The following is a 12,811-nucleotide window of genomic DNA, read 5'->3' on the forward strand; positions in this document are numbered from 1 at the left end:
ACGGAGGCCGGGCATTGCCCGGCCTTTTTGCGTTCTGATCGGATGACGTGATTCGGCGTGATTCGCGGCTGATTCTCGCGCTGATTCCTGACCTTAAATCCTGCCGCTACGTCAATTTCTCGGGTGAAATGCTTGTTGTCTACGCAACGAGTTTCCGTCTTGCGAGTCATTGCCCAGCAGATGAGCAGATACTTCACAATCTGAAGGAAAACCGCGTCGCTACCAAAGTGTCACTGGAAATGAGGGGGCGCAGAGGCCAAAAGGCCGCAACTCCGAGGGATGCCCGGGCAGGGGCTGCAAGACATTGATAAACATATGTTAATCGCCATTCCGGCGAGTGTTTTTCAGTGCCTGCAGGTCTGGGTTCTTCCACTCTCGGAGCGTCGGTAGCGCCCTGCCGGCGTCCCCGCGTCGAGACCTGAAACACGAACTGAACTGGAGACCTCAATGATTGGTTCGATCAAGACCGCTCTGGCAGCCGTTGTGACTTGTGCCGCTTTTTCCGTGACCGCTGCTGAAGCCCAGAACTACAACCTCGCCCCGTCCTATGGCTCGTTCAACCTGAGCGCCGGCTTTTCGAACGACCCGCGTTCGGCGACTGGCCGCGCCGGTGGCGACATCCATGTGGACCCGCTGGCCGGTTGCCCGGGTGGCGGCTGGTTCGCGAACGCCCCCGACTTCCGCCTGCACTATCAGGCCGGCAGCTTCCCGCTGACTTTCTACGTGCGCGCCAACGGCGACACGATGCTGCTGGTGAACGCGCCCAACGGCAACTGGTATTGCAACGACGACACCGACGGTCTGGACCCGGCGATCCGCTTCCCCAGCCCGGCCTCGGGCCAGTACGACGTCTGGATCGGCACGTTCAACCGCTCGCGCGTGCAGAACACCACCGTCTACGTGACCGAGACCCGCTGATCGCAGCGCAAGCTCGAAACGGAAAGGCCGGGCATCTGCCCGGCCTTTTTCGTGCGAGGATGAAAGCGCGCTCAGTCCAGCAGGGCCAGAAGCCGCGCGGCCTCGTCAGCGCAGGACGTGAGCGTCTCGCGATCTTCGCCCGGGAAGAAGCGACCCCGCGTGGCAGTCGGCATCGGCGCCGGGGTCTCGATCAGGATGCGCGGCGCCTTGTCGGCCCCCAGCGCGGCATTCTCGGCCTGCCAGGCGCGGGCGAGGGCGATCTGACCGGCCTTGGCCGCGCCGTAGGCACCGAAGAACTTGGCAACGCCGTCACCCTCGTGCCAGCTGCCGTCGTCGAAGAACATCGCGGTGCCGTTGCCCGAGGCGCGCAGCAGCGGCTCGATCATCGGGATCAGCGAACCCGTTGCGCGCAGGGTCGTGGCGAGCGTCTTGTCCCAGTCCTTGGCGGCGATATGGCCAGCGGGCGACAGGGGCGGGACATGGATGGCGGTGTGTACCCAAAGATCCACCTTGCCCCAGCGCTGATGGATCGACAGGCAGATCTGCCGCATCGCGTCGTCGTTGTTGATATCGACCGGTACCAAGGTGGCCGAGCCGCCGGCCGCCTGAATGCGATCGTCCAGCTCTTCCAGCGCACCGGTGGTCCGGGCGACGGCAACGACATGCCAACCGGCTGCCCCGAGGGCCTCGGCCATCGCGGCGCCAAGTCCGCGGGAGGCCCCGGTGACGAGGGCGATGCGTTGCGCGGGCGCGGCTGATTCGGGGGTGTGAGGCGTCTGGGTCATGACAGGCTGCATGCCACCCGGTCCGATCCAAGGCAAGGCGGCTCGCCGACGCAGGGCTGCGGGCCCTCTGGATCGCCCGGATTCGCGGCAGGGCCCGCTTGCTAAGTTTTTCGATTTGCAGCCGTTACGCTTTGCAAAGTCGCGCGGTGGAAAACTGCCCGGAACGCATCGCGCGGCTTGACCCGGCGGCACGGCCACAGGATAAACGCTGAAACTCGCTTAACGCTCAGGGAGGCTCTCATGGCCCAGCAAACCCTTCTTCAGGCCTCGGTCGGCGCGCGCTCGCTGCTGGTCAAGGCGCTTGCCGTCCTCGGTGGTTCGGCCGTGATCGCGCTGGGTGCGCAGGTCAGCGTGCCGATGCTGCCCGTGCCGATGTCGCTGCAGACGCTGGCCGTGCTGATGGTCGGCCTGACCGCCGGCTCGCGCCTCGGTGCGGCCGCCGTCATCGCCTACCTCGTCGAAGGCGCGATGGGCCTGCCGGTCTTCGCCGGTGGCGCCGCTGGCCTGCCGATCCTGATGGGCCCGACGGGTGGCTTCCTGTTCGGCTTCGTCGCCATGGCCTTCGTCGCCGGCTTCCTGGCCGAGCGTGGCATGGCCCGCGGTGTCATCGGCACCGCAATTGCCGGCCTGATTGCGTCGGTCGCGCTGTACGTTCCGGGCGTCCTGTGGCTGGACATGGCCACCGGCCTTGACCTGAACGGCGCCATCGCTGCCGGCATGACCCCGTTCCTGCTGGGCGACGCGGTCAAGATCGCCATCGCCGCCCTCGCCGTGACCGGCGCCTGGACCGCGCTGTCGTCGCGCCGCGGCTGATCCACCCGATCACCGATGAAATCTGCCCCCGGATGCCACGGCGTCCGGGGGTTATCCTTTGCGCGCGGGCGCCGTCTGCGGATGAAACGGGACGCCCCCTGCGCGGACATCACAGGGGCAGATCGCGCCCGTGCATCTTTGCTCCGAAAATATCCTCGGGGGTGAGCCCGAAGGGCGAGGGGGCAGACAGCCCCCTTTCTTCTGCGTCCCTCACACAGGCAGGATGGTGGTCGACTTGATCTCTTCCATCGACAGAAGCGCGGTCACGTTGTGGATCTTAACCTCACGGATCAGCGCTTGGTAGAAGGTGTCATAGGCCCGCGCATTGGGGACCCGAACCTTCAGGATATAGTCGATATCGCCGGCCAGCCGATGCGCCTCCAACACCTCGGGGCGCTGACGCAAAGTGGACAGGAAGCGGTCCTGCCAATCGGGCTCGTGCTCGGAGGTGCGGATCAGCACGAAGAAGCACGCCTCCAACCCCAGCGATTCGGCGTCGAGGATCACCGTCTGCCGCCCGATCACCCCCTGTTCGCGCATCTTGCGGATGCGGTTCCATACAGGCGTTTTCGACGAGCCGACCTTGCGCGCGATATCGTCCAGCGATTGGCTGGCATCCTCCTGCAATTCCTTGAGGATCTTTCGGTCGAGCGGGTCCAGCTCGGGTCGGTTCATGGGCATTCCTCCGGTCCCCCTCGTTTCTATCGCCGCGTCAAGCCAGCGTCCAGCATCGACCCCCTTGCGGGCCGGGCCCGCATGACGTCTCAGTGTCGGTCGCAGGAGTGGAGAGACGCATGGACGGCACGTTCGATTACCTGATCGTCGGCTCGGGCAGCGCGGGGTCGGTTCTGGCCTCTCGGCTGGCCGAGGCCGGCAAACGCGTGCTGGTGCTGGAGGCCGGCGGCACGGACCGGCGGTTCTTCGTCCACATGCCTTTGGGCTACGGCAAGCTGTTCTACGACAAGGCCGTCAACTGGGCCTACAAGACCGAGCCCGATCCCGGCCTCAACGGCGCGCAGGATTACTGGCCGCGGGGCAAGGTGCTGGGCGGGTCGTCCTCGATCAACGCCATGGTCTGGATCCGCGGGCACGACAGCGACTACGACGATTGGCAGCAGGTCAGCGGCTCCAGCCATTGGGGCGCCGAGGCCGCGCGCGCCGCTTACCGCGCGATCGAGGACAATGCGGATGGTGCCGATGCCTATCGCGGGCAGGGCGGGCCGCTGCATATCCGCTCGGGGCAGGAGCCGGCGCATCCGCTGGTGAAGCCCTATATCGCCGCCTGTGAAGCGGCCGGTCTGCCCTATAACCCGGATTTCAACGGGCCCGTGCAGGAGGGCAGCGGCATCTACCAGCTGACGATCAAGGGCGGGCGCCGCAACTCCGCCGCGCGGGCGTTCCTGCGGCCGGCGATGAAGACCGGGCGGGTCGCGGTGCGCACACGAGCCATGGTCACGCGCGTTCTGCTGGAGGGCCGTCGTGCCGTGGGGGTTGAGTACCAATGGCGCGGCAAGACCCTGCAGGCACGGGCCGGCGAGGTCATTCTGGCGGGTGGGGCGATCAACACGCCGCAGCTGCTCATGCTCTCGGGCATCGGGCCGGGTGCGATGCTGGCCGGGCAGGGGATCGAGGTTGCGCTGGATCAGCCCAATATCGGCCAACACCTGAACGACCATCAGGGCATCAACTACACCTACCGCATGAACGTGCTGACGATGAACGACATCCTGCGTCCGTGGTGGGGCAAGATGCTGGTCGGCATGCAGTATCTGCTGACAGGCAAGGGGCCGTTGTCGGTCTCGATCAACCACGGCGGCGGGTTCTTCAAGACCGATCCGGCGCTGGATCGGCCCAATATGCAGCTGTATTTTCAGGCCTTCTCGACCCTGATCCCCCGCGCGGATGAGCGGCCCATCCTCAGCCCCGATCCCTTCCCGGGGCTCTCCATCGGCCTGTCCAACTGCCGCCCGACCAGCCGCGGCCATCTGGAGCTGGCCTCGCCCGATCCCTTTGCCGCGCCGCGCATCTTCGCCAACGCCTTCTCGACCAATCAGGATGTCGACGAGATGCTGGCCGCGGTGAAATTCATCCGCCGCATCGCTGCACAGACGCCGATGGCCGATCTCATCGCCGAAGAGCTTCGCCCCGGGCCGCAAATCGCCACGGACGAGGCGCTGATCGACGACTTCCGCACGCGCTCGGGGACCGTGTTCCACCCGTCCTGCACAGTGCGGATGGGGTCGGACCCGGCGACGAGCGTGTTGGATGCCGATCTGCGTCTGCGCGGGATTGAGAACTTGCGGGTTTGTGACGCCTCGGCCTTCCCGACGCTGATCGGCGGCAATACCAACGCGCCGGCCATGCTGATGGGCTGGATCGGAGCCGAGCGCATTCTGGCGCACTGATCCAGTGGCGGTTTGATCCGTATCATGGTCGCGGCTCCTGTCCGGGCGCAGGCTGACAGGGCGCGACGATGACGGAGGACACCATGACGGTTCTGGTGACGGATCAGGGCTTTGGACCTGAGGATTGGCTTCGCGGCTATGCGCCTCTGGCGGCCATGTCGAATGCGCCTGAGGGGAGCGGGGTCGATCTGGCCAACCCGGCACTTTCGGCGCGCGACAAGGCGCGGCTGTTTCACCTGATGCCCGAGTGCGGTCTGATCCGCATCCGCCTGCGCGACTTCGGTGATCTGGCGGCCTTCGACCTCGCGCGGGATCTGCGCGACGGCGGTTTTCAGGGGCGGCTCAGGGCGCATGGGGCCGTGCTGGCGCGAGCCTATACGCTGCTGCGGCGGGCAGGCTTTGATGAGGTGGAACTGGACCCGCACCAGGCCCGGCGCCAGCCCGAGGAGCACTGGCGCAACGAAGCCGGCTGGCACCCGTTACGGCGCGCCTGACACGGGCGCAGTCCTGCGCGAAAACCCGGCAGGGCATGCGTCGCGTGGCCGCAACGGCGCCTTGAAGCCGGGCGCAGGGCTTTTCCTTGGGCGCGGGACGTCCTAGAACCGCGACATCACCCGTATCGAAGAGGTTTTCCATGTCCGACGCCGCCAGCCCGACCCCGGTGCCGCCCGTCAAGACGCTGCCCGACGCGCAGAGTGTCACGCAGGTCACGCATTGGACGGACCGCTTGTTCTCGTTCCGGGTGACCCGTCCGCAAAGCCTGCGCTTCCGCTCGGGCGAGTTCGTCATGATCGGCCTGATGGGCGAGAACGGCAAACCCCTGCTGCGCGCCTATTCCATCGCCTCGCCGAATTGGGATGAGGAACTGGAGTTCTATTCGATCAAGGTGCCGGACGGTCCGCTGACCTCGAAGTTGCAGCACATCGAGGTGGGCGACGAGATCATCCTGCGGCCCAAGCCCGTCGGCACGCTGGTGCATGACGCGCTTTTGCCCGGCAAACGCGTGTGGTTTCTGGCCACCGGCACCGGGATTGCGCCCTTCGCCTCGCTGATGCGCGACCCCGAGACCTATGAGAAATTCGAGCAGGTGGTGATGATGCACACCTGCCGCACCGTCGACGAGCTGGAATACGGCCGCAAGCTGGTGGAAGACCTGCAGAACGATCCCCTGATCGGCGAGATGGTCGAGGGCAAGCTTCTGTACTACCCGACCACCACCCGGGAAGACTTCCACCACAAAGGGCGGATCACCGACAATCTGACCTCGGGCAAGGTGTTCGAGGATCTGGGCATCCCGCCGATGAACCCGGCCGAAGACCGGGCGATGGTGTGCGGCTCGCTCGCGTTCAACGTCGATGTGAAGGCGGTGCTGGAGGGGTTCGGCCTGCGCGAGGGCGCGAATTCGGAACCGCTGGAATATGTTGTAGAAAAAGCCTTCGTCGGCGACGGAATCTGACATCTACGACGTATCAAGGTTAATGGATGCCTCGTCGGGCCCCCCGGCGAGGCATTTTCTTGCGAATTTTTGACTGGCGCTGGCCCTGAGGACCGTTAAGATAGTACCAAGTTTCAAGGACTTGCGCTGTTCATGCGGCTGTTTTTGGCTGCGTTGTTTCTGTGTTTACCCTGTGATTTCGGGGGTTGGTCCAGTTTCAGTTCCCACACGTATTCATAGGCATGCGCTTTGGGCGCGATTGAGAGCTGTGGAGCGCGTGTATGCCGGGCGTCCGGTGCGACAGGACCAGCTTTCGACGGCCCGACTGTGACCGGAGACTACAGAATGTCCATTTTCACCCATGAGTTCGAGCTGCCGTTCCCGCCGAGCGAGGCGATGGTGCTCTTCACCCCGAAAGGACAGGAGATCTGGGTTCCCGGCTGGAACCCGCGTTACATCGACCCGCCGCGCGGCGAGACCCGGACCGGGATGGTCTTCTCGACGCATGACGATACGGTCTGGTGGACCTGCATCCTGTGGAACCCGGAAGGCGAAGCCCGGTTCCTGCGCCTTTCACCGGGGGTGATGTTCGCGCGCGTCAGCATGACCTGCACCCCGCGCGGGGACGAGGCCTCGTGGATTTCCATCAGCTACGACTGGAAGGCCATCGACGAGGCGGGGCTCGCGCAGATCAAGACGATGACGCAGGAGCATTTCTCGCATGAGATCGAGAAATGGCGCGGGTTGATCCTGTCCGATAGCTGACGCGGCAGGGCAAAGGTCTCAAACGGAAACGGGCGGCGCAGGAAGCGCCGCCCGTTCTCATTTCCGGTCGGGATGGGGGTCAGAGGCCCATCATCTCGCGGATTTCTTCCAGCACTTCCGGCAGCAGAGCAGCGTCCGCTTCGGCGTCGGCGAGGCGGGCGAGGGCGGTGGCCTTGTCCTCGTCGCTGAGGGTCGAGGCCTCAACGGCGGCCGTCGCGCGCGCGGCGTCAAAGCCCTCGGTCGAGAACAGCGTCGCGAGTTCTGCTTCCGTCGCCGGAACCGCCGGGGTGGCCAGCTCGCCCGAGGCAACGGCTTCCGAAGCGGCAGCGGCTTCTGCCGGTGCTTCGTCCGTCGTGGCGACCTCGGCGGTGGTTTCGCTCGTGGCGTCTTCGGTGACGGCCTCTTCGGTCGTGACCGCGGTCGACGCGGTGGTCATCGGTGCTGCGGTGGCGGGGGCCTCGGTGGCTTCCTCGGTCGCTTCGGTCACGGCCTCGGCGCTTTCGGTCGTCGCTTCGGCAACCTCTTCGGTGGTCTCCTCGGCGACGGTCCCGGTCGCCTCGGCGGCATCCTCGGTCATGCGAGCGGTGTCCGTGGCGACAGCTTCGGCGCCTGACTCGACGGCCTCGGCCGTCTCGGTCGCGACCGCTGCGGCTTCCTCGCCGCTATCGACGACATCAGCGGCGACTTCCGAGGTCACATCGGCGGCTTCGCTCGCCACATCGGAGACGGCTGCACCGGTGGCATCAACGGCATCACCCGCTGCGGCGACGGCTTCGTCCCCAAGGTCAGACATTTGGGCCAGGCCTTCGCTCGCGGCTTGCTGGGCGGTCGTCAGGGCCTCCGAAGCGCCTTGCTGCAGCGCCGCGGCGCCATTGGCGACGGCCTCCGAGGTGGAGGTGGCAGCGTCCTGCGCGGCCTCGGTCGCGGTGTCAGCCATCGACCCGGCCGAGGTGGCGGCGTCCTCGACGGCTTGCTGGATCGCGGCGCCGGCGTCGTTGGCCATCTCGCCCGCGGCGTCGACGGCGTCGCTGACCGCGTCATTCACCGCATCCGCGGCGGTTTCCAACGGGGTCGGGGTTTCGGGGGCCTCGACGTCGGGCGTCACAGGCGTGGCTTCAGCGATGGCCTCGCCGGCGGGCTCGGGCGTGGTGACGGCGGCCTGCTGCACCGGGCGCTCCTTGGACAGGAAGATGCCCAGCCCCGCGGCGAAGACGATGGCGGCGATGATCAGGATCTTTTTCATGGAGCTCTCCTGGGTGAAGACGATTCTCGTAAAATGTTGCATCGCGATGGGGCAAAGGCAATGCGGCACTGCCGCATGAAGGCCGTTGAGGCGTTGCGCGGAAATCCTCGCCCCCTTGATCCGGCGCCAAAATGCCCCACTTCTCCCTCCAGACCACGCCGGAAGGCTGTTTTGCCGCTCCCGCCCGCTGAAAGCCGCCGTCCAAGGCGCGCCGGGGCCGAGTCTGCCCTTGCAACCCAGCGGCCACACGACTATTTTTCCGCGCGTCTTACCTACAGAAGGAATTGCACCATAGCTCGCAGACCCCACAACGCTCCGCCCAGCCGCGACACCGGTCCCCGTGTAAACGACCGTATCCGCGCGACTGAAATCCGCCTCATCGGTGCGGATGGCGAAAACGTCGGCGTCGTTCCGCCGGCTCGGGCCATGGCCATGGCTGCGGAAGCCGGTCTTGATCTGGTCGAGATCTCGCCGAACGCGACCCCGCCGGTCTGCAAGATCATGGATTTCGGCAAGTTCAAATACGAACAGCAGAAACGCGAAGCCGAAGCGCGCAAGAAGCAGAAGACCATCGAGATCAAGGAAATCAAGTTCCGTCCGGGCACCGACACGCATGATTATGACGTGAAGATGCGGTCGGTTCAGAAGTTCCTCGGCGAAGGTGACAAGGTCAAGGTGACCCTGCGCTTCAAGGGCCGTGAGATGGCGCACCAGCAGCTGGGCATGGAATTGCTCAACCGCGTGGCTGCCGATGTGCAGGAGATCGGCAAGATCGAGAACATGCCGAAGCTCGAAGGTCGCCAGATGGTGATGATGATCGGCCCGAAGTGAGCGCGTCTCCTTTGGCCTGACAAAACGCCGCCCCGAGGGGCGGCGTTTTGCGTTTCCGTACTGCGGAGGCGCTCAGGGCCGGGGCGTCACGCCGGGGATCACCCGTCGGTGGCGGTCGGCCTCGGCTGACAGACCGGCGGCGAGGCAGGCGGATTGCCCCTCGACCCGCGCCAGCATCAGACGGCGGCCGCGCATCGTTGTGCCCAGCAGGATCCGGCGCATCACGCTGGCCTGACCGCGCGGGCTGGCAAGGAAGCGGTCCTGATCGACCAGCGCTTCGGACGGGGTGCCGATGGTCAGCAGCGCATCATGGCTGCCAAGCGCCTGATAGGCCGCGCCGAGGCAGGTGCCGGCCTCGCCATCCTCGGGGCAAAGCGTGTTGCACAAGGCGACCAACGGGGCAGCGGCGGCGCTTTGGTGCAGCCAGCGGTCGAGGTCGCGGGCATCCGTGGCCTCGCCCATCAACTGGCGCTGCGGATGGCCGGCGGGGACGCGCGCGGCGATCTCGGCCCGGCGATCGGGGCCGGCACTGCGCCACAGCAGGTACAGCAGCTCCGGGTCAGCCTCATCGAGGGGGAGGTCGCGCAGCCCCTCATGTTCGCGCGCGGCCAGCACCACCATCGTCGTGCGCGCGGCGCGAGGCTCGCCCAGGGCGTCGAAGCGGGCCATCAGTTCGGGCCGGGCATCGGGCCAATGCAGCGCGCGCCAGGCATCTGCGACGGCGACATCCTCGATCTCGGCGATCCAGCTGCGCCCGGACAGGCCGCCCGGCGCCCGCAGCAGGGCGATCCGCTCGGCGCGGGGCATCTGCGCCAGATACGGGCCTTGCAGCGAGGGGATCTTGTCGATCTGCGCCAACAGCAGCCGCGCGGCGGCATTTCCGCGTTCGGCAAGTTCGGCCAAGGCGGGCAGGGCCTGCGCCTCGTCGTCCTGCAGCCACAGGTCGAGGGCTTCCTGGAAGGCGGGACGGTCGGCGCCGGGCAGGGGCGGGGGCGCGTCGGCGCTGGCCGCGGGCAGGCCGAGGCCCAGGGCCAACAGCGCGCAGGCGGCAAGCCGCGTCAGGGAAGGAAGAAGGCGGCGCGAGTGGCCGTCGGAAGGGCTAAGGGGCACGGCAGAAACGTCGATCGAGTGGCGCGGACAGTGTGAAACAGGCAAAAACGCGCCCTTGGACTCTGCCTTGCGGACAGCAGACCGGCGGCAACGGGGCGAGCCCGTACCGGCCAAGGCCGACTCGGTGGCGTTGGACGTTGGGGGCAGTCTGGGGAAGCCGGACGCGGGGCGCAACTTTTTTGTGCAGCGCCCGCGCGTCTCTTTCAGCCTGAGAAGGATCGGTCAGCCGCGCAGCCGCGAGACCGCCGCCTGCATCTGATCGAGCGGCAGGTAGCCCCGCATCATCTCGCCCTCGTCGCCCGCGCCCATGATGAAGGTCGGCGTGCCCGAGATCTGCAGACGCTCCGCCAGCGCGTGGTTGGCCTGCAGCACCGCGGTCACCTCGTCGCCGTTCATCGCCGCCAGCACGGCATCGGCGTCGAGCGACAGATCACTTGCGATGGCGCGCAGATCGTCAGGGGTCACGTCACCTTCCCAAGCCATCAGGGCGTTGTGGACGCTCTCATAGGGCTCATCGCCGCCGACTTGCTGCACGGCCACGGCGAAGCGGCTCATGATCTCGGATTGCGGGCCGAGGATCGGGAATTCCTTGACGATCAGGCGGATGTTGCCATCGGTGCCGATCAACTCCTCGACCGCCGGCTGGGCGCGACGGCAATAGCCGCAGCGGTAATCCATGAACTCGACGAGGGTGATGTCGCCCTCGGGGTTGCCGGCGACCCAGGAATGGCCGTCGCGGAAGATGTCCTCGGCGTTGATCTGCACCAGTGCCAGATCCATGTCGGCCTGCGCGGTCTGCTGGCGACGCTCGTATTCGGCGACGGCCTCGAAGATCACCTCGGGATGGTCCAGGAGGTAGGCCCGGATCTCGCCGCGCAGGGCGTCGCGGTCGGCATCCGTCATGGCCGAGGACACTTCGGGGCTGGAGGTCTGGGCCAGCGCGGGAAGGGCAAGGGCGGACAGGCCGATGGCGAAGCTGGTGGCGATCAGGGGCAGGCGAACCATGCGGCGGGCTCCTCGAATGACAGGTCGGCGGAAGATTGCGCGTCCGCTGCGGTCAGCACAACCCCCGTTCCGACCCCCGGCCCAATCCCTGACCCAAACGTGAAGGCCGGGCGGGGCGACGGGGCTGCACGCGGGGATTTTCCCGCGCCGCCTTTCGCGCTAGGAAGGGGGCAACCACCAGACATAGGGCGGAGACAGGCATGCGGCGGAATGGCGCCCCGGCGATGACGGGGATCGGAGCGGTCTTGATCGCGGTGTTGCTGGCGATGCTGGCCCCGCTGGCCGCCTCGGCGCAGGAATTGGGCGGCATGGCACGGCTGGCAGGGCCGGTGACGCTGGAAGCCGGGTGGCGCAGCCTCTCGGTCAGCGTGCCGCTGAACCAGGCGGTGCCGTGGCGCACACGCCTTCTGGCCGACCCGCCGCGCGCCGTCGTCGATTTCCGCACGCTGGACTGGGGCGACATGGACCCCGCGACCGTTCCCCTGCAGGGCGCCGCCACGGCGCTGCGGGTCGGCAACGCGGGCGGCGGCTGGACCCGGCTGGTAATCGAGCTGGACCGCCCGATGGGCTTCTCGCAAGCCGGCATGGCCACCAACCCTGAGACCGGGGCCGCGCAACTGACCCTGTCCCTCTCGCCCCTGACCGATGCCGCCTTCGCCGAACAGGCGACCGCTCTGGCCGCCACCGATGGTGTGCCGGGGGAGGGTGTTCTGCACGGGGGCGCCACGCGGTTGCCCTTGGGCCAGCGCCCGACCCGTGTGGTTCTGGACCCCGGCCATGGGGGCGTGGATCCCGGCGCCACACATGAAGAACTGCGCGAGGCCGACATCACCCTGACCTTCGCGCGTGAGCTCGCTGAGACCCTGCACCGCACGGGCCGCTACGAGGTCGTGCTGACCCGTGAGGACGACAGCTTCCTCTCGTTGGAGAACCGCATCACCGTTGCGCATGAGGCCAATGCGGACCTGTTCCTCTCCATCCACACGGATTCGCTGGAGGATGGGCAGGCGGTCGGCGCGACCCTGTATACGCTGGCGGCGGCGGCCTCGGACGCGGCGTCGGCGGCCTTGGCCGAGCGTCATGATCGCGATGACCTGATGGGTGGTGGCGTGGATCTCAGCGGCACCGACGATGCCGTGGCCACGGTTCTGATGGACCTAGCCCGGGCCGAGACGCGCCCGGCGACGGACCGGCTGGCGCGCACCCTCGTTGCGGCCATTGACGGGGCCGAGCTGCGGATGCATCGCCACCCGTGGCAACAGGCGGCGTTTTCCGTGCTGAAATCGCCCTCCGTTCCCTCGGCTCTGCTGGAGCTGGGCTTTCTGTCCTCCGAGCAGGACCGCGCCCGGCTGCGTGACCGTCGCTGGCGGGTGCAGATGGAGCGCGCGGTCGTCGCCGGTATCGACGCCTGGGTCGAAGCCGAGGCCGCCCAACAGGCGCTGCGCCTGCGATGAACGGCCGCGATCAGAACGCCGTGCGCGACGGTCTATGTGTTTTGACC

At 66.9% G+C, this 12,811-nt stretch carries 13 protein-coding genes; 8 read left to right on the forward strand and 5 right to left on the reverse strand.

All coding sequences use genetic code 11. From position 1 onward, the window contains the following. The first annotated feature begins 504 nt into the window (after window positions 1-504). Window positions 505-918, forward strand: coding sequence for a peptidase S1 (locus BCY78_RS00705; RefSeq protein ID WP_139103048.1), 414 nt, complete (start codon window positions 505-507; stop codon window positions 916-918). A 71-nt stretch (window positions 919-989) separates the two neighbouring features. Here BCY78_RS00705 and BCY78_RS00710 read toward each other — a convergent pair whose 3' ends face one another. Continuing rightward, window positions 990-1,703 carry an SDR family oxidoreductase gene (locus tag BCY78_RS00710; protein ID WP_068297606.1) on the reverse strand — a complete coding sequence of 238 codons (714 nt, stop codon included), beginning with the start codon at window positions 1,701-1,703 and terminating at the stop codon, window positions 990-992. Between the two features lie 240 nt (window positions 1,704-1,943). Here BCY78_RS00710 and BCY78_RS00715 point away from each other — a divergent pair, with 240 nt between their 5' ends. After that, the gene (locus tag BCY78_RS00715; protein WP_068296403.1) at window positions 1,944-2,516 is read left to right on the forward strand and encodes a biotin transporter BioY; all 573 of its coding nucleotides are present in this window, start codon (window positions 1,944-1,946) and stop codon (window positions 2,514-2,516) included. A 210-nt stretch (window positions 2,517-2,726) separates the two neighbouring features. On the opposite strand, the gene BCY78_RS00720 is transcribed toward BCY78_RS00715, so the two are convergent. Then, complete coding sequence (locus BCY78_RS00720; RefSeq protein WP_068296406.1) at window positions 2,727-3,191, reverse strand: Lrp/AsnC family transcriptional regulator; 465 nt, start codon at window positions 3,189-3,191, stop codon at window positions 2,727-2,729. A gap of 119 nt (window positions 3,192-3,310) precedes the next feature. Between BCY78_RS00720 and BCY78_RS00725 the strand changes: the two genes are divergently transcribed. The 4 genes from BCY78_RS00725 (at window position 3,311) to BCY78_RS00740 (ending at window position 7,121) form a co-directional block, all read left to right on the forward strand. After that, window positions 3,311-4,921, forward strand: coding sequence for a GMC family oxidoreductase (locus tag BCY78_RS00725; protein ID WP_068296409.1), 1,611 nt, complete (start codon window positions 3,311-3,313; stop codon window positions 4,919-4,921). A gap of 68 nt (window positions 4,922-4,989) precedes the next feature. Next, window positions 4,990-5,415, forward strand: a complete 426-nt coding sequence (locus BCY78_RS00730) for a DUF934 domain-containing protein (RefSeq protein WP_083194741.1) — start codon at window positions 4,990-4,992, stop codon at window positions 5,413-5,415. 140 nt (window positions 5,416-5,555) lie between these two features. Beyond that, a complete protein-coding gene (locus BCY78_RS00735) occupies window positions 5,556-6,377 on the forward strand; it encodes a ferredoxin--NADP reductase (RefSeq protein ID WP_068296412.1) in 822 nt (273 codons plus the stop codon). A gap of 324 nt (window positions 6,378-6,701) precedes the next feature. Then, window positions 6,702-7,121, forward strand: coding sequence for a hypothetical protein (locus BCY78_RS00740; protein WP_068296415.1), 420 nt, complete (start codon window positions 6,702-6,704; stop codon window positions 7,119-7,121). Window positions 7,122-7,200: 79 nt separating this feature from the next. Here BCY78_RS00740 and BCY78_RS00745 read toward each other — a convergent pair whose 3' ends face one another. Then, the gene (locus tag BCY78_RS00745) at window positions 7,201-8,364 is read right to left on the reverse strand and encodes a hypothetical protein (RefSeq protein ID WP_068296418.1); all 1,164 of its coding nucleotides are present in this window, start codon (window positions 8,362-8,364) and stop codon (window positions 7,201-7,203) included. A 291-nt stretch (window positions 8,365-8,655) separates the two neighbouring features. Between BCY78_RS00745 and infC the strand changes: the two genes are divergently transcribed. Further along, window positions 8,656-9,195 carry a translation initiation factor IF-3 gene (infC, locus tag BCY78_RS26160; protein WP_068297611.1) on the forward strand — a complete coding sequence of 180 codons (540 nt, stop codon included), beginning with the start codon at window positions 8,656-8,658 and terminating at the stop codon, window positions 9,193-9,195. A gap of 72 nt (window positions 9,196-9,267) precedes the next feature. On the opposite strand, the gene BCY78_RS00755 is transcribed toward infC, so the two are convergent. After that, window positions 9,268-10,230, reverse strand: coding sequence for a hypothetical protein (locus BCY78_RS00755; RefSeq protein ID WP_068296421.1), 963 nt, complete (start codon window positions 10,228-10,230; stop codon window positions 9,268-9,270). A 297-nt stretch (window positions 10,231-10,527) separates the two neighbouring features. Next, the gene (locus BCY78_RS00760) at window positions 10,528-11,310 is read right to left on the reverse strand and encodes a DsbA family protein (protein ID WP_068296424.1); all 783 of its coding nucleotides are present in this window, start codon (window positions 11,308-11,310) and stop codon (window positions 10,528-10,530) included. Window positions 11,311-11,510: 200 nt separating this feature from the next. On the opposite strand from BCY78_RS00760, the gene BCY78_RS00765 reads away from it, so the two are divergent. Continuing rightward, a complete protein-coding gene (locus tag BCY78_RS00765; protein ID WP_225294874.1) occupies window positions 11,511-12,764 on the forward strand; it encodes an N-acetylmuramoyl-L-alanine amidase in 1,254 nt (417 codons plus the stop codon). The last annotated feature ends 47 nt before the right edge of the window (window positions 12,765-12,811 follow it).

It is taken from the genome of Pararhodobacter sp. CCB-MM2 (assembly GCF_001691415.1).
GTDB lineage: Bacteria > Pseudomonadota > Alphaproteobacteria > Rhodobacterales > Rhodobacteraceae > Pararhodobacter.